Below are 25,779 nucleotides of genomic sequence, written 5' to 3'. Positions count from 1 at the left end.
CAAGCCTGCACAGAGAAGGAATAAGCGGGGGCGTTTGAACAGAGGCCGTCTGAAAAAGCAAACATCAATCCAGCCTCTTTTCGAAGCAGGCGTATTTATTTCGCCAAACCGTGCAAACGTTGAACCACTTGCGGCGTATCCAACCCGTAACGGAACATATCATTGGCCTTCCACAAATAAATCTTGCCGTTTTTCGCCGCAGGCGAGCCGGCGATTTCGGGGCGTGCGGCAAAGGTTTTGACGTTGCCTATCATGGCCGTGTTGTGATCGGCAATGATAATGATGTCGGGCTTGGCCGCTATCCATGCCTCACGCGTCATCGGTTTGAAACCGTCAATGGCGGCTGCGGCATTGATACCGCCGGCACGGCGGATGATTTCGTCGGCAGCGGTATTCTTGCCCGATACGATGCGCCCATCGTAGCTGAAGAGGTAGCGTTTGCCGCTGGAAGGCTGCTGTTTCATATCCGCCTGCCACTTACTGGCCAATTTGTCCGCCTGCGTGCTTTTACCGATAAGCCGGCCGATGTTGCGGATACTTTGCGGATAGGCGGCGATGCTGTCATCAGGCGCAACATTGACGGCTTTAATGCCTGCTTTTTGCAGGTGGGTAAAAATATCGGCAGGCTGCGCCATCCATGAACCGATGGCGATGTCGGGTTTGGCGGCCACAATCGGTTCAACCGTCAGGCGGCGATGAATGCCGATACTGGGCTTGTTTTTCAATGCCGGATTTTGAACGGTCTGATCGCGGCCGACGATTTCGTCCAATGCGCCGAGTGCGGCAACAATGTCTGCCGTATCGGGGGTTAACACGACGATGCGTTGCGCGTGTGCAGTGCCGGCCAACGAAATAAACGCGGAAAGCAGAAGGAGTTTGAGTTTCATTATTTTTCCTTATCGAATGCTTTCAGACGGCCTGCTCATTTTCTCAGGCCGTCTGAAAACGGTTGAATCACATTAGAACTTCAGTTGTACGGTTGCGGCGAAATTGCGGCCGGTTTCGGTGTACAAGTCCATCACACTGGTACGGCTCATACCGGCAACGTCTGCGTGCTGCCAGTATTTTTTGTTGCCGACGTTGTAGATGTTTGCGCCGATTTCGAGGTTTTTAAACGGTTTGTACCACGCGCCGACATCCCATACGCCATAACCCGGCGCTTGGAAAACAGTATCGCTGCTGACGCGGCTGTGTTTTTTCGACCAGCGCAGCTTGGTGCCGACACCCCATTTTTCCTGCGTGTAGTCCAAACCCAAAACACCGTTGAGAGGATAAGCGGAATCCAACGGTTTGCCGTCCTGCTGCTCACCGCGCATCCAAGCGATGCTGCCGGAGACTTGCCAGCCCGGCAGGAATTTGTAGGCGGCGGAGGCTTCGGCACCGTAGGTTTTGACCCTATCCAGATTTTGATATTGGTACTGGATAATCGGGCGACCGCCTATGGTGGCAGTGCCGACTTCGGTGCGGTTGATGAAGTTGCGGTAACGGTTGTAGAACGCGGTGACTTGCGCACGGGCGCGTTCGTTTTTGAACTTCATCCCCAATTCGAAGCTGTTGGAGCGTTCGGATTTGAGATCCGCATTCGGGATGACGGCATAGCCGTAGGTCGTGTTGGCAAACGCCATGGTCGCGCTGTCAAACGGCGGCGTGCGGAAGCCTTGTGAATAAGTGGCGAAACCGGTGAACTGCTCACCCATCGGAACGCTCAGGCGCAGGCTGGGCGTAAGCGCGGAATCGTTGAAGCGGGTTGCCGTGCCGTCGGGGTTGGCATTGAGATAGGCTTGGTCGGTTTCAGTGTTCAGTTTGTCTTTTTCGTAACGCAGGGCAGGGGTCAGGACGATGCCGTTGCCGAAGGTCAGGCTGTCTTGCGCGTACAGGCTGAGGGTTTTGCGTTTGCTGTCGGGAAAGGTTTTGTTCGGATAGGTGCTGCCCGCATAGACTTTGCTGACGGCGCCGGTCAGGTTGTCCACGGTCAGGCTGTCGCGCGGACGGGCGGTCTCGGTATGTTTGTATTCAGCTCCGGCAACGACGGTTTGTTTGACCGCGCCATCAAATTCCCACACGCTACGTTCGTTCAGCCCACGTATGGTCTGATTGAAACCGTAGTCGGAATAACGGGTCGAGTTACCTAATTGGCGCGCGCCCATACGCGTAATGCTCGCATCGACAGCATCGTCTTCCGTGCGCAGTTTTTGCTGATAGGCGGTCAGGTTCGCTTCTTTCAGACGACCCTCGCCGGTGTAGCGGTAGCCCGCTTCAATGCGTTGGCGGCGGATGCGGTCGCGGGCGTTGCTTTCCGAAGTCGTCACCGTTACCGGCCCGCGCGATTGCGAACCCAAGCCGTTTGCCAATACGGTATCGTTGGCGTGGTAATACTGTTCGTACAAAGTTTCAAAGCGGTGGCGTTCGTTGCCGATATTGCCTTTCGCCAAGATATTGTAGGCATTGTTTTTCTGAGGGTTGGTGGCGGTGCGCGAAGTCGAGTAGCTTTTGTCGCCGCCCATGTTTTCCGTTTCGTGGCCTTGGCGGCGCGTCAGCATCAGCAGACCTTCGGCGTTTTCATGGAAACCGGCGGCTGTTGCCGTCACGCCGTGGCTGCGGTCGCGGCTACGGTAGCCGTATTTCAGCCCAAAATAACCGCGTTTGCCCTTATCGACGAAATCACTCGGAGAAAGCGTCACCATATTCACCACACCGCCGAGTGCATCGCTGCCGTACAGCGCGGAATAAGGACCTTTGACAATATCGACCTGCTTGAGCGTGTCGCTTTCGACCATATCGCGTCCCGAAATCGCGCCGTTGGAGCCGCCGCCCGCGTAGGATTCGGGAATGCGCACGCCGTCCACCATCATCAGGATGCGGTTGCCGTCTATGCCTCGAATATTGATACCCGCATGACCGCGACGGTTATTGTCAGACGGCACGCTGACGCCGGATTCATACATCACGATATCGTCCAGATTCTGCGCCGAGGCTTGATTCAAGGTTTTGCGTCCGACAACCGACACATTCGGCGCGGCTTTATCCAAGGTTTGCGCATTGCGGTCGGCCGTAACCACCACAGGCTCTATTTCTGCCTGAGCCACCGGCATCTGAGCCGCATATAACTGTCCGGAAAAAACCGCCCCTACTACACAGACAATCGCTTTCTTTTTCATTACATAACCTTATCATTTGAATAATAATGGTTTGCATTTATAAAATAAATAGGCGGTTTTTGCAAGTTTGGGAACTGCAAGACAGCACTAACAAAGGTGCGGAGCATATGTATTCGTCTGACTACGCCTGCCTGCTCTAACCTGCCCATGATTGACTGATACGGCAGCGATGCGGCCGTTAAGCCATAAACGCAGTTTTCAGGCTATCTGAAAACCCTGTGCAGACTGCTTTTAAAGGCCGTCTGAAATCCGAAAAGCAGCCTGCACTTTGAAAAGCAAGGTGCAGGCTGCTTTAGGGTAATAAGCCGTTTATCAATCCAGCTTCACGATTTCTCCGTCTTCCGGAACGTTCACACGGCTTTCAATGCCTTGACCGCGTATAAATTTACGCATATCGGCGCGGCTGACGGCGGTATGATTCACGGTATCCATGTGTACGGTGATGATTTTGGCTTTAGGCATGACTTGGCTGGCTTTTAATACATCAGCCGTCCCCATAATAATACCGTCTGAAATGCCTGAAATCAACGCGTAGCCCGTGTTCATAATCAGATAATCGGGTTTGTAGCGGTTCAATGCTTTGTTTACATCTGCCGTCCACACAGTATCACCCATAATATAAGCGGTTTTATGTCCGCTGCTTTGGAATACCACACCCATTGCATCACCTAAGATTTCGGCTAGCTGCGGGTTGGCATACATGGCTTCTGTACCGTGTACGCCGCCAGTTTTGCTGATGGTTACGCCGTTGAAGACAGTGCTGCCGTTCAACACGCGTACATCAGTAAAGCCTTGGCTGCGGATTTTTGCCGCGTCGGCTTGGTGCTGCACATATACGGGCAGGTTTTTCGGAATGGAACGTGCGGCGGTTTCGTCCCAATGGTCTTCGTGAGTATGGGTAACGATAACTGCATCCACACCGTCCAAAATTTTATTCACGCTCATCGGTAGCCCGACCAGCGGCATTTTGGCTTGGTTATTGAACGTGCCGGCAAAGCCGTTCATGGAATGCTTGGGGGCGAAAAACGGGTCAATCAAAAACGTCTGCCCCGCATATTCGACCTTGGCGGTAGCGTTACGGATATGTTGGTATGAATCGTCCGCCCAAGCGGAAAAGGCTGTCGCGCCCAAAACAGTGGCAAGAATAAATTGATTTAATTTCATGATGTTGCTCCTTAAAAAATCATGGAGCGTATTTTAAACAGCAGACGCATCGGCTAAAATGGGCAATATTGCCAATAAACGTAAGAATAGTGCCAAAATGTCGTCTGAAAACGAGCGTAACGAGTTTCTCCAAAATCAAACTGTTCCCAAAATCGTGCTATATGCTCAATCGGGCATGAATGATTTTGTCTTCAACATTCCCTTTTCTGTTTTTCAGACGACCTATCGGGACTATCCGCTCTTTGACATGAAAATCTGTTCCGATGACAGCAAAGACGTCATCACGGCACTGGGCGCAAGCATTCCCGTACACGGCGGCTTGGATTTGACGGAAGAAGCCGACATCATCGTCATCGCAGGCTGGCGCAATATTGAAGAAGCCCCGACACCCGAGTTGAGCGCGCATTTACAGAAAGCGGTACAACGTGGTGCGCATATCACCGCCCTATGTTACGGCACTTACGCCCTTGCCTACACAGGACTTTTAGACGGCAGAACCACCGCTACCCACTGGCTGGCCGAAGACGACTTTGTCCGCCGTTTCCCTAAAATTCATCTAGATACCAACCGCCTATATGCGGAAGACGGCAACTTTTTAACATCGGCAGGTGCGGCGGGCGGGCTGGATTGCTGCCTGTACCTCATCCGCAAAATCCACGGTGCAACCGTTGCCAACGACCTTGCCCGTACCTTGGTTGCGGCACCACACCGCGAAGGCGGGCAGGCACAGTTTATCCACCGACCTGTCGAACGTCGTACCGCCGATGACAAAATCAATCACTTATTGGACGAACTGCGCCAAAACCTTGCGACCCCATACCGCTTGGACGATTTGGCAAAAAAATTAGCTGTTTCCCGCCGAACCTTTATCCGCCATTTTTCTCAAGCCACAGGCATGAATTTCGGTGAGTGGCTCACAACAGAGCGGCTATGGCAGGTACAGGATTTGTTGGAAAATACGGATTTGCCGATAGAACGCATCGCCGAACAAAGCGGCTTCGGCAGCGCGGCAAACCTACGTTTGCAGTTCAAAGCCAAGTTTAAAATCAATCCGAATGCCTGGCGGAAAGTATTTGGCAGATAGCTCGCGTTAGTCAATCCAAAATACCTGGGTGCGGGCTGCTTCGGAGGTCTCCACTGAAACCGAGTTTCCCGCCAAACTGCCGCAGGCGGAATAAAACGTGAAAGTCAGACAAATACTTGCCCAAGGCAGGCGTATTAACTTCATCTAATTCACGCCGCATACGGTGATTTCCGCTCTCTCTACAAAGGAACAGAGCATATGTATTCGTTACGCCTACCTGTACAAACACCACCAGATGACATTCCATCACAGCACCGTTTACCGCCACCTTCATCAAGATAATCGACAAAGATCGAAAGGCGCATCGCCGAAAAAACATTTAGCCACGGAACGCCAAGTGTTTTATTCTTGAATCTGTTCCAACCACTGGTACCCGAATGTTGCATTTGAAATCTGAATCCAAGCCTGTCTGAAATTTTCAAACAGGCTTTTATTTGTTCCACTTATCCCTCACCCTTCTATTTACCTCAAACTCAAAAAACATTTCCATATTATTAAAAATTAGTTAGAATTTCAAAAACTATAAATAATAATCAAAATTATTTGTATTATTTTAGTCAGAGTGTAATCGCATCTATTTTCGGTCTGTCTTGTTCAGATGGCCTTACCAATCAAGTTATATGGATACATTCTATGCAACCGATTAAAGTCACCACCCTCTCCGCCTGTATCGCCGCCATTGGTTTCGTCCCTGCCGTTTATGCTGCAGACAATTCGACAGTTATTCTCGATACCATCACGGTCAAAGGCACACGCAATAAAGACAAAATCGGTAAAAACCGGGTTTATACCCGAGAAATCGTCAATCTTTACAAAGGCAAAAACGAAGTTGAGACCTTCAAAGGCAACACCGTATCCGACCTTTTGAGCGGTATGTTCGGCGTGTACAGCAGCGCGCTGGATCCCAATATACGCGGCGTACAGTGACAGGGACGGATTCCCGTTACCATCGACGGCACGGAGCAGGCGATTACCGTCTGGCGCGGCTACGCAGGCGCAAACAACCGCAACTACGTCGACCCCAACATCATCAGCAGCGTTTCCATCGAAAAAGGCCCATCGTTCAGCCGTGATATGAAAAGCGGCATAGGCGGCTCCGTCGCCCTGAAAACCATCGATGCCGACGATATTGTCCCCGAAGGGCAGAAATACGGCTTTGAAGTGAAGGCGGAGGCTGCCAATAATTCCATCAAACAACGTGCCAATATCTATGAAAAATCAGTCGATTATCGGACATTGGATGATCCTACCGTCGCACTCGGCGGTATTTGGCGGGCAATGTTGGACGATACCGACCGAGTCAGCCAACGTTTTAGCGGACGCAATAAATTTGGTGAGGATAAAGCCTACCGTATTGCCGCCGCCACCAAGCAGGACAATTTCGATGCCATGCTCGCCTATGCCTACCGCAGTAAAGGCAATTATTTTTCCGGTAAAAAAGGGGCGGAGCGCTACGGCTATATCGGCCCTTGAACAATGGAGACGGTCAATGAATTAAACAGACAGATTGCAGATGCCGCTGCAAGAGGCGAAAAATTCTACGGAAGCGAGGCAATGTTGGGCGCACCTGATATTGCGAGAATTGGGCTTTCCTACCATCCGGGCGGCGAAGTAACCAATACTTCGCTGGAAAATAAATCATGGCTAGGCAAAACTACCTTCCGCTTGCCCAACCGCCAAACCTTGAAATTCGGACTGCGTCATACAGACTCCATTTTTGGTGAAATCATGCCCTCCCGCGTCATTGGTCCGCTATTCAGTACGCCGGATAATCTGAATAAAATTGCCGAATGGCCGAGGGCATGGGTCAAACAGCGTTCCTACAATATCGATTATTCATGGAAGCCCGAAGGCAACCGTTGGATAGATTTCGATGCGTCATTGTGGACGACCCGTACCAAATCCAAAACCAATACCGCAGGCGGTTCGCCCGGTGATGCCATGTATGAAGACAGGACGGATGGTGTCGAACAGCTTCCAAACACCAACGGACGCTTCAATACCATAGAGGGTAATGCCTACTATGCCAACAATACCCGCAACGGTTTCAACTTTTCCAACCGTATGAAATTGCACGATAAGCTGACGCTGACCTTAATGGGAGATTTCCAAAATGAAAAATTGAGATCCCGTAATGAGTTTTCAGAAGAATTAAGTCATGATGGTTTGGATAAATACAGGGAAGAAATAGAGGCATCACAATTGGCTACCAATACCGAACTGACAAGATTCGGCGAGCCGAGGAACGGTAGGCGCAGAGAATGGAATTTTGGTTTCAATTTCCGCTACCAGCCGATGAGCTGGCTGACTCTGACGGCAGGAGCGCGCTATACCAACTTCAAGATACAGGACGACAACGAGCGGCTGAAAACCGGATTTGACAAATACAACAATCCCTTAGAAGTTAATCGAGGTCAGGTATTTCGGTTTACCCGTGTAGCAACCGAGCAGGAATATCGTGATTATCTGAATGCGATCAACAATGATGAATTCAATGCGGCAAGAGACAGTATCGTAATAGATGAAAGAGGGGTGGCAATATTAAATCCCACTCCCCATAATGACGACAACAGACCAAGGCTGGATAAGCTGACATACTATTGGCTGAAAGACGACAAAGGTCGTCTGAATCCTGCCAATCATCCTTGGTTTGCCATTCCCGAGTTGCATAGTCAAGCCGTCAATCCTGCTTATGATCCAAGCAATCCTGACAGTCCGCGCGTAGTTCAAAAATATATACCTAATTACGACACTCTAAGGTTTTATAGGTCTCCTATTACATCTAACGAACTGCAGCGCGCCCGCAAACAGGGCGGCAGCGGCTGGGCGCCAGCTTTCTCCGCGACCATCAATTTTACAGACTATGCCCGCACCTATCTGCGCTATACCGAAACCCTGCGCTTTCCCAGCATATTTGAGGGAACATACGGCTTTTCAAATGTGGCAGGATCGTTTGCCCGCATGGGTTACGGCTGGCAACCCGAACACGCCAAAAACTGGGAGGTTGGCTATATTCATGATTTGACAGGGCTGTTTCCCAAAATGAAAAGCGCGGATTTCCGCATCAACTACTTCCGCAACAAAACCAAAAATATCATCGACAGGGACGAGAATTTTGAATTCGAGCAATTCGACAAACAAATCCGTACCAGCGTGGAGTTACAGGCACGCTTCGACAGCGGCAGGTTTTTTGGAGGAGTCGGCGTATTGCGTACGCTCAAAAACAAAGTTTGCGACAAATCTTTTTCCGTTTCCAGTGTACATGATTCCAGTTACTTGACTGGCGGCGGATTTATTCCTGCTCCCGAATGCAATTACGGCGGCTTGACTGACAACGGCTATCTTGCCAGCATGGTTCAACCGCGCTGGTCGATTGATGCTGATTTGGGCGGACGCTTCTTCCGCAACAAGCTGGAAAGCGGCATCCGCTTCCATTACCACAGCCGTGTCTATCAAAACCGCCGTACCATATGGCAGGCTTATTACGACCAACTAAACCGTGTCAATGGCTCCAACCTTCAAGCGGACACCGATACTATGCGTTGGCAGCCTGTCGCCGTATGGGACGCCTATTTGCGCTACAAAATCGGCAAGAACCTGACTGCCGAGCTTGTGGGCAGCAACCTGACCAACCGCTACTACCTCGACCCGATGAGCCGCTCTTATCTGCCTGCACCTGGTAGGACAATCCGCATTGGGATAACTGGAAAATGGTAATGATCAATTAATCATTTGGGGAGTAAAAAGCCGTCTGAACATTGGGTTTCAGACGGCTTTTTACATGATGGCTTAGTTATGCCCTACTCTTTCATGTTATATGAAAGTTGAAGCTAACCTGCATAATTTTTATATCTTCTGCTTTGGAATTAAAAAGGCTGTTTGAAAATGAAACGTCTATATTTCAGACGGCCTTTGCTTTATAGCAAACTCAAAATTTAAGCCACGAAATCCAACCCTATGTCCAGCGAACGGCTGCTGTGGGTCAGATAGCCGAGGGCGATGCCATCCACGCCGGTTTGTGCCACGCGCTTCAGGCGGTCGAAGCCGATGCCGCCCGATGCTTCGCAATAGATGGTGTGTGTGTGGGCGGTTTGTGTGTGGCAGCGGTTTGCCGCTTCTTTCAAGGTTTCGTCGTCCATGTTGTCCAGCAAAATCCGTTCTGCGCCCGCTGCGATGGCTTCGTCCAGTTGTGCCAACGTGTCCACTTCGATTTCTACACAAGTCAACGGTCCGACCGCCTGTTTTGCCTGCCGAACTGCTTGGGCGATGCTGCCGCAATAGCCGAGGTGGTTGTCTTTGATGAGCACGGCGTCGTCCAAGCCCATGCGGTGGTTCACGCCGCCGCCCGCCCTGACGGCGTATTTTTGCAGGACGCGCAGCAGGGGGATGGTTTTGCGGCTGCACACGATGTCTGTGCCGTATTCGGCGACCTCGGCGACGGCACGCGCGGTGGCGGTGGCGATGCCGCTCAAGTGCGTGAGGTAGTTGAGCGCGGTGCGTTCGGCGGCAAGCAGGGCGCGGGCGTTGCCTTCGACGACAGCCAGCGTCTGACCTGCGCGGACGGCTTGCCCGTCGTGGATTTCGGCTTGGAAGCGGACGGACGAATCCATCGTCTGAAAGGCGAGACGCGCCAAGTCCATGCCGGCGATGACGCCGTCTTCACGGCTGACGAGGAAGAGTTTGGCGGTTTTGTCGGGTGCGATGACGGCGGCGGACGTAATGTCACCGCGCCTGCCCAAGTCTTCGCTCAAGGCTTGTTCTACCATGGGACGCAACAGGGTATCGGGTAGAGGAAGAAGATTGTTTTCAGACGACATGAAGTTTCCTTTGTTGGAAAAATATTGATATTGCCCCGATGGGGCAAAATTTAATTTGAGGCCGTCTGAAAATCAGTTAGCGGCTACCTAACGGCAGTCCGATATCAGAAATCAACTGATCGGGCAGGACATCGTCGCGGAAGCGGTAAAGCTGAGCAGGACGGCCTTTACTGCCTGATACGCCGGTATCCGACGGCTCGATAAGGTTTTGCTGCTGAATCTGGCGGCGGAAGTTTTGCTTATGCAGCAATCTGCCGCTGATGGCTTCGACGCTGTTTTGCAGTTGCAGCAGTGTAAATTCGGGCGGCATCAGTTCAAAAATTACGGGGCGGTATTTGATTTTGGCGCGTAGGCGGGATAAGGCTGTCGCCAGTACGCGGCGGTGGTCGTGGCGCATGGGCTGCCCCGTGAGCGCGAAGTCGAAGTTTGCCTGCGGCTCGGCGGCTTCCGCTATCAGACCGCTTTCATACAGCATTTCATAGCGTTGCAAAACGTATTCTTCCGACCAGTTTTCCGGTTCGACCCCCCAACACAAATGAATGCGCTTGAGCCGCTTTTGGCGGACTTCCTCCGTGTCCGCCGAGTTTGCCCAAATGCGCAGGCGGCTGACGATGGCGTCGCGCTGCCCGCCGTCGGTGCGCAAGTCTTCCCACGGGAAATAGTCGTAGCAGTCCTGCCATTTCGCGTCGGGATGCAGGATGCTGTCGGCTGCCTCACGCACCAGCCCCAAGTAGCTGACGTACAGCACGGGCATGCCGTGTTCGTTGCGGCGGTGGGTATCGACAAAGGTGTAAAGCTGTTCCACATAACCCATAGGCTGCGAAGTCTGCTTGGCAACCCACAGCTTTACGCCCGCCTGCAGGGAATTGCGCAGGGGGGAGAGCGGGCCGTTGGGCAGGAGCGTGCCTTGGGCGACGGTCAACACCCGCAGGCCGCCGTCGGTAACGGCAATCAATACGGGAACCAGCTCGACGATGCTTTGCGGCGGGGCTTCGGCTTCGGGGTAGGCGTCCATGCTCGGCTTTCTGCGGGTGGGAAAGGCTTTATTGTAAACCAAAGCGGTTTGTCGGAACGAAGCGGGTCGGTTTTGCGGTATCTCAAACCTGTTTTCAGACGACCTTGCATATTATACTCAAGTTGAGCATAATATAAAAACAGTTTGAAAAACAGACGGCAAACCTTTATGCCGCCTCAAAAACCAGCTACAAGGAAACATCATGCAAACCGCCGCCCGCCGCTCGTTCGACTACGATATGCCCCTCATCCAAACGCCGACTTCAGCCTGCCAAATCCGTCAGGCGTGGGCGAAGGTTGCCGATACGCCCGACCGCGAGACGGCAGGTCGTCTGAAAGACGAAATCAAGGCTTTGCTGAAGGAGAAAAACGCGGTTTTGGTGGCACATTATTATGTTGATCCGCTGATTCAGGATTTGGCTTTGGAAACGGGCGGATGCGTGGGCGATTCGCTGGAAATGGCACGCTTCGGCGCGGAACACGAAGCCGATACGCTGGTGGTGGCGGGTGTGCGATTCATGGGCGAAAGCGCGAAAATCCTCTGCCCTGAAAAAACAGTGCTGATGCCTGATTTGGAGGCGGAATGTTCTTTGGATTTGGGTTGTCCCGAAGAAGCGTTTTCGGCGTTTTGCGACCAACATCCCGACCGCACGGTGGTGGTGTACGCCAACACTTCCGCCGCCGTGAAAGCGCGTGCCGATTGGGTGGTAACGTCTTCGGTGGCGTTGGAAATCGTGTCGTATCTGAAATTGCGCGGCGAGAAGTTGATTTGGGGGCCCGACCGCCACCTCGGCGACTACATCCGCCGCGAAACGGGCGCGGATATGCTGTTGTGGCAGGGTTCGTGCATCGTCCATAACGAATTCAAAGGGCAAGAGCTAGCGGCGTTGAAGGTGGAGCATCCCGACGCAGTGGTGCTGGTTCATCCCGAATCGCCGCAAAGCGTCATCGAACTGGGCGACGTGGTCGGCTCGACCAGCAAACTGCTCAAAGCCGCCGTATCGCGTCCCGAAAAAAAATTCATCGTGGCGACCGATTTAGGCATCCTGCACGAAATGCAAAAGCAGGCGCCCGACAAAGAATTTATCGCCGCACCGACGGCGGGCAACGGCGGAAGCTGCAAAAGCTGCGCGTTCTGCCCGTGGATGGCGATGAATTCGCTGGGCGGCATCAAATACGCCCTGACAAGCGGACACAACGAAATCCTGTTGGACAGGAAGCTGGGCGAAGCCGCCAAACTGCCTTTGCAGCGTATGCTTGACTTCGCGGCAGGACTCAAACGCGGGGATGTGTTCAACGGCATGGGCCCCGCCTGATTTGCCGTCCATATTTATAGTGGATTAACAAAAATCAGGACAAGGCGACAGTACAGATAGTACGGAACCAATTCACTTGGTGCTTCAGCACCTTAGAGAATCGTTCTCTTTGAGCTAAGGTGAGGCAACGCCGTACCGGTTTAAAGTTAATCCACTATACCGTTTCAGACGACCTCTCAAACAAGGACAACACCATGCAAACCGATTGCGACGTATTGATTGCCGGAAACGGGCTGGCGGCACTGACGCTCGCCCTGTCGCTGCCTGAATCGTTCCGCATCGTCATTTTGTGCAAAAACCGGCTGGACGACACCGCCAGCCGTCATGCGCAAGGCGGGATTGCGGCGGCGTGGTCGGGAGAGGACGACATCGAAAAACACGTTGCCGATACCTTGGAGGCGGGCGCGGGTTTGTGCGACGAAGCCGCCGTCCGCACCATCCTGTCGCAGGGCAAACCGGCAATCGAATGGCTGCTGGCGCAGGGCGTGGCGTTCGACCAAAATAATAACGGCCTGCACCTGACGCGCGAAGGCGGGCATACCTGCCGCCGAATCGCCCACGTCGCCGATTACACGGGCGAAGCCGTCATGCAGAGCCTGATTGCCCAAATACGCCGCCGCCCGAACATCCGCGTTTGCGAGCGGCAGATGGCGTTGGACATTCAAACCGAATCAGGCGCAGCGTGCGGACTGACCGTCCTCGACTGCCGAACGCAAGAAACCTACCGCATCCGCGCCCGCCATACCGTACTCGCGGGCGGCGGCCTCGGGCAAATTTACGCCGCCACCACCACGCCGCCCGAATGCACGGGCGACGCCATCGCCATGGCGATACGCGCAGGTTGCGCAGTCGAAAACCTCGAATTTATCCAATTCCACCCCACAGGCTTGGCAAGGTCGTCTGAAAACGGCCGCACCTTCCTGATTTCCGAAGCCGTGCGCGGCGAAGGCGGCATTCTGACCAACCAAGCGGGCGAACGGTTTATGCCGCATTACGACCGCCGCGCCGAACTCGCGCCGCGCGACATCGTTGCCCGCGCCATCGCCGCCGAAATCGCCAAGCAAACGCAAGACTTCGTCTCGCTCGACATCAGCCATCAACCCGCAGAGTTCGTCCGTCGGCATTTCCCGTCCATCCATCGACACTGTTTATCCCAATGCGGTTTGGATATCACGCGCCAAGCCATCCCCGTCCGTCCAGTGCAACACTACACCTGCGGCGGCATCCAAACCGACCCCTGCGGCAGAACTTCCCTGCCACAGCTCTACGCCTTAGGCGAAACCGCCTGCACAGGGCTGCACGGAGCCAACCGCCTCGCCAGCAACTCCCTGCTCGAATGCGTCGTTACCGCCAGGCTTGCCGCCCAAACCATCGCAGACGGACAAGCGTTCCAAACCGCACTGCCCCAAAGGTCGTCTGAAAACCCCTCCGCCGAAGCAGGCATCTTTTCAGACGACCTCCAAAACACATTCAGCCGCCCTACCCTGCAAGCGTTCAATCAACGCCATCTGGGCATTCTCCGCAATGATACCGACCTGCACCGCGCCATCGCCCAACTGCGGCTTTGGAAGCAAAACCAAACCGAGCCGTACACCGCGTCCGAATACGAAAACCACAACCTGCTCGAATGCAGCCTCGCCGTCGCCCAAGCCGCATACAGGCGGAGACAGAACATCGGAGCACATTTTAATAGTGATTGTTAAGGCTGATAGTGAAAACATTTCTTCAATAAAGTCATTGACTGAAAAAGAAAAGGTTCACACATGATTAAGGAAAGATTGAAAGAAAGTAGGAGAAACGGTGGAAACTAAAATGCAGGGATTGACAGTAGTTATAAGCGATAATAACTAATCAACAATGGTCTTTGCATTTTGTAGAGAGAAAAAAGATAGGATTAATGAAATAAGACCATCTGAACAGTTTTGAATAAGTTCAAACAAAGTTAGCACAATTCACTATCTTTTCCCTACCCTATTTTGTCAGGGATAATAGAGTCACAGTAAAATTAAACAGCCGGATTTCTATTAAAATCTATTGATTTTATACTAAAAATTAGAATACTATTGACCTACTCTATAGAGTATCATTAATTCTCATTTAACATATAGGAACAAAAAGCGGAATTTGTAGAAGAATAGGAAAAAGGAAAATAATTTATATTATGTTAAATTCATAATGCTAGTATTTTAGCCTGCTAACTCCTGTTTCTCTTAATTCTACAATCACTTACAATATTCAAAAACAAAAAGGCCGAGACCTTTGCAAAATTCCCCAAAATCCCCTAAATTTCCACCAAGACATTTAGGGGATTTTTCATGACCACCTTCTTCCAGCAAACCGCTCAAGCCATGATTGCCAAACACATCGACCGTTTCCCACTATTGAAGTTGGATCAGGTGATTGATTGGCAACCGATCGAACAATACTACCTGAATCGTCAAAAGACCCGTTACCTTCGAGACCACCGCGACCGTCCCGCCTATCCCCCGTTGTCCATGTTCAAAGCCATCCTGCTCGGACAATGGCACAGCCTGAGACCTTTGCAATAACATAGGTTACTAAAATTTTATGCTCAATCTCATTTTCAAAATACAAAACTTTTCTGATTTTTCCTACTTTTTGCTTAATATTAGGAAGGTTTTAGGCAATTGAAAATTTTTTGGCGCATTTTTATGCGTCAAATTTCGTTAACAAACTATTTTTGCAAAGGTCTCATTCCATTTCTTTTACGACAAGCTCATACCTCGTGTCTGGGTTTGCGCTATCTGTCTTTGTTGTTCATCATATTCAAATTGCCGTGTAGCTTGTTGAATTTGATTCAAACTTTCTACTGCTGGTATAGAGGCAGATTCATTTATATGCATTCCAACACGATTTAGATGGGGGTTGAGTTCACCAATTAGATATTGACCTCTTTGCACACTGAACAGAGTGGCATTAGTCATTCCTTGTGATGTCCCTAAAGCAGTAAGAGCCATTACGGAATTTTGGAATTTTTCTTTATCAATAGGCAAACCGTTTTTCTCATGGTAAGCGGTCATATGCCCTTTGACAGAATCAAAAAGTTTTTGTGCCTCAGGTGGAAGAGATTGTGGGTTGAATGAAGCAACTGTCTGCATAAAATTGTACTGCTCTTCCTTATCATTCCAAGACATCAGGTTCGGATCTTCATTATTTTTCCGGACCTTATGGTACATTTCTTGGGTTTTGCTTAAACCTTTGCCTATCTTATGTAACGTGTTACGGTAGTCATTAACATCATCCCTATAATCAGTTATCAATTTTTTATTGCGTTCTGCCAATTCCAAAGCAGGCTGATAATTGCGTTCTGAGAGTATTGAATTAATACCGGTAAAATTAGCAATACCGTGTGACCACAACAGAGATCCAGCAGCTGGTGAAACTGTCTCCTTTAAATAAGGTATACCGTTACTGTCATTGCTGTATCCATTAAGTTTCAGCATGATTAATTCTCTTTCTTTAGCTAGGATAACCATTTTACCATAATGAGGCGCTGCAGCTGATACTGCATCTGACGCCAATGAGTAATTGATTACTTTATCCCCCCCTTTGGGAATGCCATTTAAAGCTGCCGCACCATAGGCGTTAAAGGTAACGCCCTCCTGCTTGAAACGATAAGATTGAATTTGAGCTAACGTCCCTCCTAAGGAATGACCAACTTGTGTTATACGAGGTTGACTTTGTTCAGGATGTTTATTGTGAAATTTATCTGCTTCTTTTAATGCCAGCATAGTTAGTTTTGCTGCATCTTCTGCCTGGATATTGGCCTTATGGATAACCATTTTCAGATCAACTTTGGCATCCATCAGGGATGACGTCCCCCTATGTGCGACAACAATCTCATTGGTACGGACATCTTGATAAACCACACCTTGGTAGTCTGTGGTCGGGTTTTTATGGACAGCTAGGACTTTATAATGATTTCCACCAATAAGTAAGGTTTTATTAGCGGGTGTAACCACACGGTTTTCATAGGAATCTTGAGCAAGGTCTGCATACTGTTGTTTACTTAGTCGGGTCATGGTTTAACTTCCTCTAGAGTAACGGTGATACTAAAAAAATCATTGTCATTATGAGGTCCCGCCCCATAGGCAGACAGGCTTTTTTCACCAAAATCCACATCAGGAGAATCTTCGCTTCCATATGGTAAACCATCTTTATTTTTATAATACGGATACCCTCGCTTCCAATAATATTTGGTCAGTGTTTTTTCTTTTTCAAGATTTTCCATTACATCGCTGATATTGAATTCAGTTTCTTCCTTTTTACCTGTTGCCTTAAATGAAGCTCCAAAATTTTCAGGCTTCCATTGGCAGACACCTTCTCCGAAATAATCTTCGTCCAGTACAGCATCAGCATAGAAGAGTACTTCGTATTCGTCATGTCCGACCAAATTCATTTTGATTGGAACATTTTTTTCAGGAGATGCTTTCGCACCTGCCAACCGACTAATGGTATAAGAACAGTTTCTTGCTGCATAACCAATATACATATCATTTATAGGTTTCATCGGCCCCGGTGCATTATTAATCTTAACCTTGATCCTGTATGGCTGTTTCGGATCGGGGTTCAATTTGAAACGTGCTTCTGTTTGTTCTTGGACACTCATATTATTTCTCTCCGTACAAGCATTTAGGCTAAAAGTTGTCAATAAAGCTGCAGATAACAGCAGGATAAAAGGTTTCATCAGTAAAGTCCTTATTCAATATCATGAGCAAATTAAATATTAATTTAGGATAACTTGATCAGGATACATTCATGTTCGTTGATTGTCTGATGCTCCAACGTATTTACCACATTACTCTAAATAGTGGTTATTGAGGTATATTATAACAATATTCAGACATCTTAACTGAGATGATGCTTATCATAAATAGATAGTGATTAACGGGGAAAATGTAGTCTGAATGGTAATATTTAAGAAATATTGGAAACTCTACTTTACCTTATCCTACTCATTGTTCATCGTTTTTTTTTCATTGCTTCTTACTTCTTATAAATTACAATAACTTGTTTTAAAGTATTCAAGTCTATAAATATTTTAGGAGTGTTGGCAATTTAAAAGGCCGTCTGAAATCACGTTTCAGACGGCCTTTAAAATTGGATTACAAAACTGATTTATCTAGGCAACAAACAGTTTGATTTAGATGGTATATTTCTTTTCATCTGATTTAGATAACCGACAACATCATGAAGCCTACTTTTTGCCTCCCAATATTGCTTTTACTTTCAGCCTGCTGTCCTGAAGCTGAGACAGTCGACACGGCTGCACCAACGGCGCGTAAACCTTCTTATTACGAGTCTGAAAAGCGTCAAACTGTAGCCACTCCAGTTAAAACACAAATTCCTGCGTTATCTGCAATCAAAAGCCAGGCCGATTTTGACTTGCTTTCGCGTATTTATGAGCAAGGTAGTGAATATGAAATTCCTCATATCCTCTTTCTTATCGATCGTGAAGACGATAACCGTACCGACTACATCAATACTCCCAAATTTCGGCTGCATGAACACTATCTGGCTACTATCTTAAAACCCATGCTGTCAAAAACTGAATTGAATCAACAATACCGTAATCCCAACCGGCGTTATCTGTTTGGTACTATCAGTTGGCAAAATAGTACTCAGGAATATGTTTATGAGTTTTGGGAAGGAGATAAAATCACGCCTGAATTATTGAAATTGGCAGCAGACCGTCTGAAAGACAGTTTCTACGCTCCATTGCGTTATAAAACCAATTCTTTATGGCAGGAAACCGTTGCCGAGCAAAGCAAAGTTCCTTTTATTACCCAAGAAAGTTTGATTAAGAATTTCCCCTACCTGCCTCTAAACCAAGGTCTAGCGATAGGTACATTACGCGTTATTGCCAAAGAAGATGATCTTTATAATGTCGGCACCGACGATATTATTATTTTGAAAGAGGTTCCCCTAGAATTGCCCCCTGTGGCGGGGATTATTAGTGAGAAACCATCTACTGCATTGTCCCATGTGAATGTATTGGCACGCGGCTGGGGGATTCCCAATATTTACCTTAAAGACGCAGAAAAAATCCTAGCCTCATATATTGGCCGTCGTATCGAATTTGAAGCGACTGCTAAGCAATACCGAATTGTCCAAACCAATCGGAACACTACCAGCAAAAGCTTTTCAGACGGCCTTACCCTGCCCCAACCTGATGTTTCCGATTACAGCCTTCGGGCTTTGGCAAACTTGCGCCGTGATGACAGCCGTTACTGCGGCAGTAAGGCTGCCAACCTCGGCCATATCCGCGCCCATATTGCAAACAGCAACGTTCCTGACGGATTCTGCATTCCGTTTGCCTACTATCAAGCCATGATGGATAGGCTTGGTATTAACGCAACAACACTGGCACAAATCGAAACGCAAAGTGATGGAGACAACCGCAAGCGCCGCACTGCTTTACTCACGCTGCAGAAAAAAATTACCGATGCCGAAATCCCGTCGGAATGGAAACATAAATGGGCTGAACAATGGCGAAATCAATTAAACAGCAAAGGCGTGTTTGTCCGCAGCTCCTCTAATTCCGAAGACCTACCCAATTTCAGCGGCGCAGGGCTGTACACCACCGTGCCAAATGTTACCGATGAAAACGCGTTAGCCAAAGCGGTGAAGCAATCTTGGGCTTCCGTTTTCAATTACAGCGCATATGAAGCCCGCCGTATTGCCGGATTGCCTCACGATAGCGTGAAAATGAGTGTCTTTGTGCAACAAAGCATCAATGCAGATCTCTCCGGCGTGTTGGTTACCATCAATCCTTATGATATTGCTCAGAAAAATAGCGCCTACATTGCCGCCAAACGCGGGTTGGGTATTCGTGTCGTTGAAGGCAAACGGGTAGCCGAACAGGTGGTCTATAACCGTCGCAATGATTCTGTACAACGTCTCAGCTCCTCTAATGAAACCACAGCGTTGCAACTGGATAAAAACGGTGGAGTACGAGAGGTGCCTGTAACCAGTGGTAACGTGATGAATCAAGAACAAATACGTCGCCTTGACCAAACCGGCCAACAAATCAAACAGCTATTTGCCAATGGTGAGCAGGATATCGAATGGGCGTTTGACAATGGTAAGCTTGTTATCCTCCAGGCACGACCGTATCTAAACGGCACACGTTAAAGTAAAAAGGCCGTCTAAAATTATCGTTTCAGATGGCCTTTGCATCATAAGTTAGTTATACCCTATACTTCCCGGTCTCAAAGGAACTATGATGTCAAAACAACTCACTTTTTATTTTATTCGCCATGGCCGTACCCAATGGAACGAACAAGGGCTTTTGCAGGGATCCGGCAATTCACCACTGACCGAACAAGGAATTACAGGAGCTCAGAAAACCGGGGCGGCGCTACAACAAGTAGAATTTACCGCTGCTTATTCCAGTATTTTACAACGCGCCATTGATACGGCTGGCCATATTATCGGCCAGCGTCCCATCCCTCTTTTTCAACACTGTGGACTAAATGAGCAATCATTTGGAAGTTGGGAAGGTATGCAGATCGCTGACCTGCGGAAGCTAACAGAATTCAAACAACTGACCAATGACCCGGCAGCTTATAAAGCATTAAGCAATGGTGGCGAAACCTTTGAACAATTGGCAGTACGTGCAATGGCCGCCCTTTACGATATCATTAAGGTACATCAATCGGGCGCTAATATTTTAGTGATATCGCATGGCCACACCTTGCGGCTTTTATTGTCCTTATTAGGCGGAGCGACTTTGGAAAACCATCGTGATGAGGGTAAATCCGTGTCATTATTGAATACTTCTATCAGTATTGTGAAATACGATAGTGAAAGTGGTTTTCATATTGATCAGCTTAACAATGTGGCTCATTTACAATGATCACAATCTGTTACCTAATTCACACATCGACACACTGTTAGTCTGTTAGCTCAAGCCCCAATACGCTCGTTTTAAATCTACTCATTATTTTTTATTTTAAATCTCAACCAAAGCAGCGTCTTTTCTGTATTAATGCCTCTACCGTAACTTCTAAAAAACCGTTTGTACTTAACGATTTAAACGGTTTTTTAGTATCAATTTATTTATATTCCATGCTTTTAAATACGGTCAAATTTTCAGATGTTTTTGCAAATCAACTTTAAAATCCAACTGCTTGCCCCATCAAGCTCTACCCGTACTTAACTCTGCCTTGCCGTTTTCCCACAAAGTTTTCAGTAAAACTTTCCACGCCGACAATTTAGGATTGGGCTGTTTGCCTTGTCCGATCAAGTCCATTTGCGTCATATACCAGTTCATTTCCAGCATCGCGCCCGCTTTTTTATCAACCAACGCTACGCCCGTTTGGATGCGGTCGGTCTGCACGGTTTGGTAAGTGCCGTTTTGCATTTTGTTTGCCAAATCAGGGACTAAGGCAAACGGGCGGGCGACGCCGACCAAATCCAAATGGCCGCTGGCGAGTGCATCTTCCATGGCGTTTTGCGAACGGAGGCCACCCGTAATAATCAACGGAGCTTGGCTGAATCTCTACCAACTTCTAATGTACCGTTAGTAATACTGACATTAGAGCTAATATCACTCATGTTTCTTGGTGCAAATAAAGTGGTGCCACTCCCTCTTTGAACAAAGTCAACAATCTTAGTAGTAGGGGAAGCTGAGGTCATTTCAGGCGTGAAGTTAAAATCATCTGTTTGTGCGAAATCAAATTTGACCTTTTGAGGATTCTCTTCAAGTTTAATTTTTTCTACATCAAACGTGCCTGCTTTGTTGTTATCACCAATTTGGATGTTGGTTGTACCATTTCCTACTCTTAATGTCCCCGCAGTAAGTTTACTTTCATCTGCAACTAATACATTAACAGTATTGGTTTTAGAGCTCCAATCACTTGTGGCAACACGAATTTCGGCGTTTTTCGGGTACTGAAGCAATGAACCTTTACCAGTAACTGAAATTACCGTATTGGTGACATCTTCCGGGGTATCACGAAGCCATCCCCAAAAGTGAGGTGTCGGTTCAGTCCCTTCAAATTCACCGATTACCTGCCCACCATTGGAAACATATAAATTACCACTACCAAAGTTACCGATATTCATTGGATTATTGGCATCACTGGTTACAATGAGTTTACTGCCTTACCCGTCAACGACAACAGTTCCTTTAGACTGGCGATGGTTGGCTATATGTAATGTCCCTTGTATATTTACAACAGAGCCCCCATCAATTCTAAGATTACCTTCATTACCATTACCACTACCAACTTGAACTAAGCCGTTAACCGTATCTGGGTTTACTTTCCCAAGGGTTTCCGGAATTCCGTCATTAGTCCCTGACCAAGTAACGCTTGCATTCGCAGCCAATGGCGCGGCTAATAGAAGCAACGTTTTAAATTTCATAGTTTTTTTTCCTCTCTGTCTCAGAATTAAGACGGGGCGCGATCATATCACTTTTTTATTACTGAAACAAATCAGCAACCATATTATAAAAACTAAATCATCTAATAAAAAACCACCTTCAACAGAAGGTGGTTTTTGTTTTTATATATTCGTTATTTGAATTACCAAGCGTAACTATAACCTAACACGGCTTTCGCACCGGAACGGTTACCTTTATTGCCTAGAGAATGTTCTAAACGAAGATCTGCATGAATAGCGTGATTACCGAATGGTACATTTAAACCTGCACCACCTTCCAACCAAGTGCGGGAATAATTCTCGCCATATTTGGTATCACCGATTAAGACAGATTTTGCTTTAACAAAATCATGCCATACGTTTGCGACAAAATACACGTTTGGGTTACGTTGGAAGTCTTTGCTGTGGCTTAAACGCACACCAATACGTCCACGTAAGTTGTTGTCCGAACCTTGTGCAACATCACGAACTCCATCATGGAATGATTGAAGTTTTAAATGTTGGTAAACCAATTGGGTTTGTGGTTCAAGGCGCCAGTTGGAATTGCCTAATGCAAAGCTGTGACCACCCTCAACAGATACCGCACCGCTCCAACCATGTTGTCTTACTTCTGGATTAGATACAAAATTGTATTTGTTAGTTAAGTAAGAGAATTGCGCTACTGTGTCCACATAGGCATTATTTGGTGCACGGTATAAGTGATATACACCGATATTTGCTGCTGTTGTTTTACCTTTACCGGTATATTTATCAGCAGCTACAACACCGTTTTCAGCACGATATTGGTCGTAGAAGCGACTATCTGCACGAGAATAAGCAAAATATACACCGCTTAGAGATTGTGGTACGCCATTTTACATTTCGCTGCGGTTAAAGTCATAACCTACTTGTGCGACATATTGTGAACTATCAACGTCTAAACGGGAACGTCCCTCGGTTTCCAAGCGTTTACCGGAAACACGCGCCCAAACGGAAGAATTTGGTGATTGACTAATTTCACCACGACGTTGGTGTAACGTATCCAACACGCTATAACCTAATTCCATGTTGACTCGTGGCATTTGGATATATGCAGAAACCGGTGCCGCATAAATATCATGACCAAATGCTTTTAATGTCCACGCGTAAATAGAACGATCCTTCTTGGTTAACTGAGCTTCTCCGGCATTTCTTGTTTTAGCCGTTCCAGTAAACGTAGCTTGAGAATTTATATTTGCGTCCCAAACCACAGGAGCTGAATAAGCATCTTCATGAGCTTTACGAAGAATATCTCCTTCAATATAACCACTAGCCGTTTCAACTACAGTATGGCCGGTTGCTGAACGTAGAATATACAAAAGATCTGACTTGGTTGTACTTGAATCATTATTCCAAACGGAACTGACAATCAATTTTCCGTTATTAGAAGTATAGTCAAGCACTCGAAGTGTTTTATCTGCCGATTCATCATCAGAGGCAAGACGAATGGTACCTTCATTATTAACGGTTAACGCATCAGCATTATGACCATTTAATGCTAATGTACCTTTGGAACCAATATTAATCTCATTGTTTTTAGTTCCTGCACCTAAAAAGACATTATCTCTACCGACTTTCAATGTACCATCGGTAATATCAATTTTAGAATTTACGCCTCTCATGCTTGTTGGCGCAAATAAGGTTGTGCCAGAACCACTTTGTATGAAATTAACATGAGATTCTTTCAGTGAACCATACGTGTGGATAATAGGGGTAAAATTCAACTCATCATTTTGGTCAAAGGTGAATGTTGGTTTTGTAAGACCAATAGAAAAACGTTTAACATCTAGTGTTCCACCTTTACCTTTGTTGCCAATTTGGATATTGGCTGTGCCATTTTCTAATTGCAACACACCTGCGCTGAGTTTACCGCCATTAGAAATCAATACATCAACATTTGTTTCTTTGTGGCCGCCACCAACTACACGAATTAATGAGTCTTTATGATAAGAAAGTTCAGAACCTTCACCATCAATAATAATTTTAGTATTAATAGCTGTTCGACCATCTGGCTTATGAAGAAGCCATCCCAAAAAGTGAGGCGCGTTAGGATCACCATGAAATGTTGAGCTTACCTTTCCGCCCTCTAAAATAGAGAGATTCGCATTACTGTAGTTACCGATATTTAATATCCCGCCTACATTTAATTCACTTCCGGCACCAGTGACAGTCAATTTACCACCGAAACCGTCATTGTTTTGATTTCCAATCATTACTGTATCACTGATATTTAACTTAGAGCCATTATCAATGGTCATTTCACCATTTGCTTGCCCTGCAGGGGTTGTTTTACTCCCCTCCGCAATGGTTAAAAACCCATTTATAGTATGCTCTTGATTATCCGTGATGCTTGTAGCTAAGCCACTAGGCAGAACGTTGGTTCCGTTATGAGTGATACTTGCATTAGCAATAAGCGGAGCTGATAATAAAACTAATGTAAGTTTATTAAGCTTAAATTCCATTATTTTATCCTCGTTTTTAATTAAATAGAGCTCAAATTTTAGCACGACATATACCCCAACACAAATCAAAGGAGTGTTTCGGAAAAAACTGACAGAAAACTCACCGCACTTTTCTAATTAAATCCAAAAAGTGCGGTAATTTTTCAAGGTATATTTCATATAAAAAATCGCCTTACTGCGGAACAATAAGGCGATTTATTTTTAGATAAATAAGTCAGAATATTATTTTGCGTCTTGTGCCGGCGCTGCGACCGGTGCAGGATTAAATTTTTGTTCTAATTCGACACTTTGTTTTTGTAACTCGGCCATTGCTTTTCTTAATACTTCAGCTTTTTCAGCATAAGCTTTTTGTTGCTCCGGTGTTTGTGTCGGGTTAGTGAAACTCATATTAGCTTGATCAACCAATAAACCACTCGCAAAGCTTAATACATTTTTGGTTTGCTCTTTGATAGATTTAATTGATTCTGCTTTTACATCTAATGCATCTAAGCTTGTAATTGTATCTTTTACTGATTGATTAAATGTTTCAATCGCTTCTTTCACTTTTTTCTCATCTTGAGCTTGAACTGCAGCCACCAAATCTTGTTGGAATTTTTGTTGTGATTGTAACTGTGTTTGTTCTTGTGCCTTGTTCCAAAAATTATGAATGGTGAAAACCGATTTAGCCGGACGACCTTTATTAAATAAATAGGCTGCGGTTAAACCGGCATGCGCCTCATTGGTCTTGGCGGCGGTTGTGGTGCGGCGAGAGGAATTGGCTGATGAGATAGCCGTGCGTGGCGTGAATTTGTACGCCTGAAAAGCCTGCCTGCTCGGCAATTTTGGCGGTTTGCACGAATTGCTGAATCAGCCCGTTGATTTCATCGGCAGTCAATTCGCGCGGCGGATTGATAAAGCCATCCATGCCTACCAATGGTACAGCGCTCGGTGCAAGCGGCGTTTTATTGACTACCGCAGGTGACTGTTTGCCCGCATGATTGATTTGCATGATGAGCAGCGTGTCGTTTTGCGTGCCGGCTTTCGCCCATTTTTCAGCATCTCAAGCCCCCGGTCGTCTGAAATCACCACATCGTTTATCAAACCTTTGCCGCTTTCAGCGACCATCACATTGCCCGTAACCAAAACACCCGCGCCGCCTTGCGCCCAAGTGCCGTACAGGCGGACGAGTTTTTCAGACGGCTGGTCGTTTTGGGCAAGTTGCTCTTCCATGGCGGATTTGAAGATACGGTTTTTAGCAGTCTTTCCGTTTGGAAAAGTGAACGGGGTAAATAACATAATTCTTTCCTTTAAGTTGATAAGTTTAAAAATGTAAACGTATTTGGGTAAAAATAAAGGGTT

The 25,779-nt window shown here is 47.5% G+C and carries 20 protein-coding genes and 3 pseudogenes; 7 read left to right on the top strand and 16 right to left on the bottom strand.

What is annotated here, in order from left to right; genetic code table 11:
- Nucleotides 1-95 precede the first annotated feature (95 nt).
- The 3 genes from ACTHTA_RS05180 to ACTHTA_RS05170 all read right to left on the bottom strand — a co-directional run bounded on the left by ACTHTA_RS05180 (nt 96) and on the right by ACTHTA_RS05170 (nt 4,322).
- Entirely contained in the window at nt 96-887 is a 792-nt protein-coding gene (locus ACTHTA_RS05180) for a heme/hemin ABC transporter substrate-binding protein (protein WP_049351023.1), read from the bottom strand.
- Between the two features lie 72 nt (nt 888-959).
- On the bottom strand, nt 960-3,158 hold the full coding sequence (locus ACTHTA_RS05175; protein ID WP_049351022.1) for a TonB-dependent hemoglobin/transferrin/lactoferrin family receptor: 2,199 nt from the start codon (nt 3,156-3,158) through the stop codon (nt 960-962).
- 312 nt (nt 3,159-3,470) lie between these two features.
- Nucleotides 3,471-4,322 carry an MBL fold metallo-hydrolase gene (locus tag ACTHTA_RS05170; RefSeq protein ID WP_440375718.1) on the bottom strand — a complete coding sequence of 284 codons (852 nt, stop codon included), beginning with the start codon at nt 4,320-4,322 and terminating at the stop codon, nt 3,471-3,473.
- Between the two features lie 97 nt (nt 4,323-4,419).
- Between ACTHTA_RS05170 and ACTHTA_RS05165 the strand changes: the two genes are divergently transcribed.
- The gene (locus ACTHTA_RS05165; RefSeq protein ID WP_440364085.1) at nt 4,420-5,406 is read left to right on the top strand and encodes a GlxA family transcriptional regulator; all 987 of its coding nucleotides are present in this window, start codon (nt 4,420-4,422) and stop codon (nt 5,404-5,406) included.
- Between the two features lie 10 nt (nt 5,407-5,416).
- Here ACTHTA_RS05165 and ACTHTA_RS05160 read toward each other — a convergent pair whose 3' ends face one another.
- Nucleotides 5,417-5,566 carry a hypothetical protein gene (locus ACTHTA_RS05160; RefSeq protein WP_318250436.1) on the bottom strand — a complete coding sequence of 50 codons (150 nt, stop codon included), beginning with the start codon at nt 5,564-5,566 and terminating at the stop codon, nt 5,417-5,419.
- 473 nt (nt 5,567-6,039) lie between these two features.
- On the opposite strand from ACTHTA_RS05160, the pseudogene ACTHTA_RS05155 reads away from it, so the two are divergent.
- Nucleotides 6,040-9,123, top strand: a pseudogene (locus ACTHTA_RS05155) (TonB-dependent receptor domain-containing protein).
- A gap of 218 nt (nt 9,124-9,341) precedes the next feature.
- Here the strand turns inward: ACTHTA_RS05155 and nadC are convergent.
- Nucleotides 9,342-10,223 (bottom strand): carboxylating nicotinate-nucleotide diphosphorylase, encoded by an 882-nt coding sequence (gene nadC / locus ACTHTA_RS05150; protein ID WP_049351020.1) that lies wholly within the window; start codon nt 10,221-10,223, stop codon nt 9,342-9,344.
- A 76-nt stretch (nt 10,224-10,299) separates the two neighbouring features.
- Nucleotides 10,300-11,238 (bottom strand): NUDIX hydrolase, encoded by a 939-nt coding sequence (locus ACTHTA_RS05145; protein WP_440364071.1) that lies wholly within the window; start codon nt 11,236-11,238, stop codon nt 10,300-10,302.
- A gap of 202 nt (nt 11,239-11,440) precedes the next feature.
- On the opposite strand from ACTHTA_RS05145, the gene nadA reads away from it, so the two are divergent.
- The 3 genes and pseudogenes from nadA to ACTHTA_RS05130 all read left to right on the top strand — a co-directional run.
- A complete protein-coding gene (gene nadA, locus ACTHTA_RS05140; protein WP_440364072.1) occupies nt 11,441-12,553 on the top strand; it encodes a quinolinate synthase NadA in 1,113 nt (370 codons plus the stop codon).
- Nucleotides 12,554-12,747: 194 nt separating this feature from the next.
- Nucleotides 12,748-14,256 carry an L-aspartate oxidase gene (gene nadB, locus ACTHTA_RS05135; RefSeq protein ID WP_440364073.1) on the top strand — a complete coding sequence of 503 codons (1,509 nt, stop codon included), beginning with the start codon at nt 12,748-12,750 and terminating at the stop codon, nt 14,254-14,256.
- 612 nt (nt 14,257-14,868) lie between these two features.
- A pseudogene (locus ACTHTA_RS05130) lies at nt 14,869-15,087 on the top strand (IS5/IS1182 family transposase); the annotation flags it as partial.
- Between the two features lie 192 nt (nt 15,088-15,279).
- Here ACTHTA_RS05130 and ACTHTA_RS05125 read toward each other — a convergent pair.
- Both ACTHTA_RS05125 and ACTHTA_RS05120 read right to left on the bottom strand, forming a co-directional pair.
- Complete coding sequence (locus ACTHTA_RS05125; protein ID WP_308887548.1) at nt 15,280-16,596, bottom strand: lipase; 1,317 nt, start codon at nt 16,594-16,596, stop codon at nt 15,280-15,282.
- Nucleotides 16,593-17,261 carry a hypothetical protein gene (locus tag ACTHTA_RS05120; protein ID WP_283126924.1) on the bottom strand — a complete coding sequence of 223 codons (669 nt, stop codon included), beginning with the start codon at nt 17,259-17,261 and terminating at the stop codon, nt 16,593-16,595. Before ACTHTA_RS05120 ends, ACTHTA_RS05125 begins: the two co-directional genes overlap by 4 nt.
- A gap of 503 nt (nt 17,262-17,764) precedes the next feature.
- Here ACTHTA_RS05120 and ACTHTA_RS05115 point away from each other — a divergent pair.
- Both ACTHTA_RS05115 and ACTHTA_RS05110 read left to right on the top strand, forming a co-directional pair.
- The gene (locus ACTHTA_RS05115; protein ID WP_308887549.1) at nt 17,765-19,708 is read left to right on the top strand and encodes a PEP/pyruvate-binding domain-containing protein; all 1,944 of its coding nucleotides are present in this window, start codon (nt 17,765-17,767) and stop codon (nt 19,706-19,708) included.
- A gap of 91 nt (nt 19,709-19,799) precedes the next feature.
- Nucleotides 19,800-20,432 (top strand): histidine phosphatase family protein, encoded by a 633-nt coding sequence (locus tag ACTHTA_RS05110; RefSeq protein WP_308887550.1) that lies wholly within the window; start codon nt 19,800-19,802, stop codon nt 20,430-20,432.
- Between the two features lie 282 nt (nt 20,433-20,714).
- Here the strand turns inward: ACTHTA_RS05110 and ACTHTA_RS05105 are convergent, their stop codons facing one another.
- From ACTHTA_RS05105 to ACTHTA_RS05070, 8 genes and pseudogenes are all read right to left on the bottom strand, one after another.
- Nucleotides 20,715-21,023 carry an FMN reductase gene (locus ACTHTA_RS05105; RefSeq protein WP_308887553.1) on the bottom strand — a complete coding sequence of 103 codons (309 nt, stop codon included), beginning with the start codon at nt 21,021-21,023 and terminating at the stop codon, nt 20,715-20,717.
- A gap of 32 nt (nt 21,024-21,055) precedes the next feature.
- On the bottom strand, nt 21,056-21,643 hold the full coding sequence (locus ACTHTA_RS05100; protein ID WP_308887554.1) for a hypothetical protein: 588 nt from the start codon (nt 21,641-21,643) through the stop codon (nt 21,056-21,058).
- A 39-nt stretch (nt 21,644-21,682) separates the two neighbouring features.
- On the bottom strand, nt 21,683-21,943 hold the full coding sequence (locus tag ACTHTA_RS05095; protein WP_297931765.1) for a hypothetical protein: 261 nt from the start codon (nt 21,941-21,943) through the stop codon (nt 21,683-21,685).
- A gap of 161 nt (nt 21,944-22,104) precedes the next feature.
- Nucleotides 22,105-22,785: pseudogene (locus ACTHTA_RS05090) on the bottom strand (autotransporter domain-containing protein); the annotation flags it as partial.
- Between the two features lie 30 nt (nt 22,786-22,815).
- Nucleotides 22,816-24,441, bottom strand: coding sequence for a hypothetical protein (locus ACTHTA_RS05085; protein WP_440364074.1), 1,626 nt, complete (start codon nt 24,439-24,441; stop codon nt 22,816-22,818).
- Nucleotides 24,442-24,663: 222 nt separating this feature from the next.
- A complete protein-coding gene (locus tag ACTHTA_RS05080; RefSeq protein WP_224783485.1) occupies nt 24,664-25,260 on the bottom strand; it encodes a hypothetical protein in 597 nt (198 codons plus the stop codon).
- Nucleotides 25,157-25,429 carry an oxidoreductase gene (locus tag ACTHTA_RS05075; RefSeq protein WP_283122183.1) on the bottom strand — a complete coding sequence of 91 codons (273 nt, stop codon included), beginning with the start codon at nt 25,427-25,429 and terminating at the stop codon, nt 25,157-25,159. The genes ACTHTA_RS05080 and ACTHTA_RS05075 overlap by 104 nt, the downstream gene beginning before the upstream one ends.
- On the bottom strand, nt 25,390-25,716 hold the full coding sequence (locus ACTHTA_RS05070) for an oxidoreductase (protein ID WP_283122184.1): 327 nt from the start codon (nt 25,714-25,716) through the stop codon (nt 25,390-25,392). The genes ACTHTA_RS05075 and ACTHTA_RS05070 overlap by 40 nt, the downstream gene beginning before the upstream one ends.
- Between the last annotated feature and the right edge of the window lie 63 nt (nt 25,717-25,779).

Origin of the sequence: Neisseria sp. P0013.S005 (assembly GCF_051958425.1) — a bacterium.
GTDB lineage: Bacteria > Pseudomonadota > Gammaproteobacteria > Burkholderiales > Neisseriaceae > Neisseria > Neisseria subflava.
Note: the sequence above shows the minus strand (reverse complement) of the source record. Positions and strands in the feature narration are given on the sequence as shown.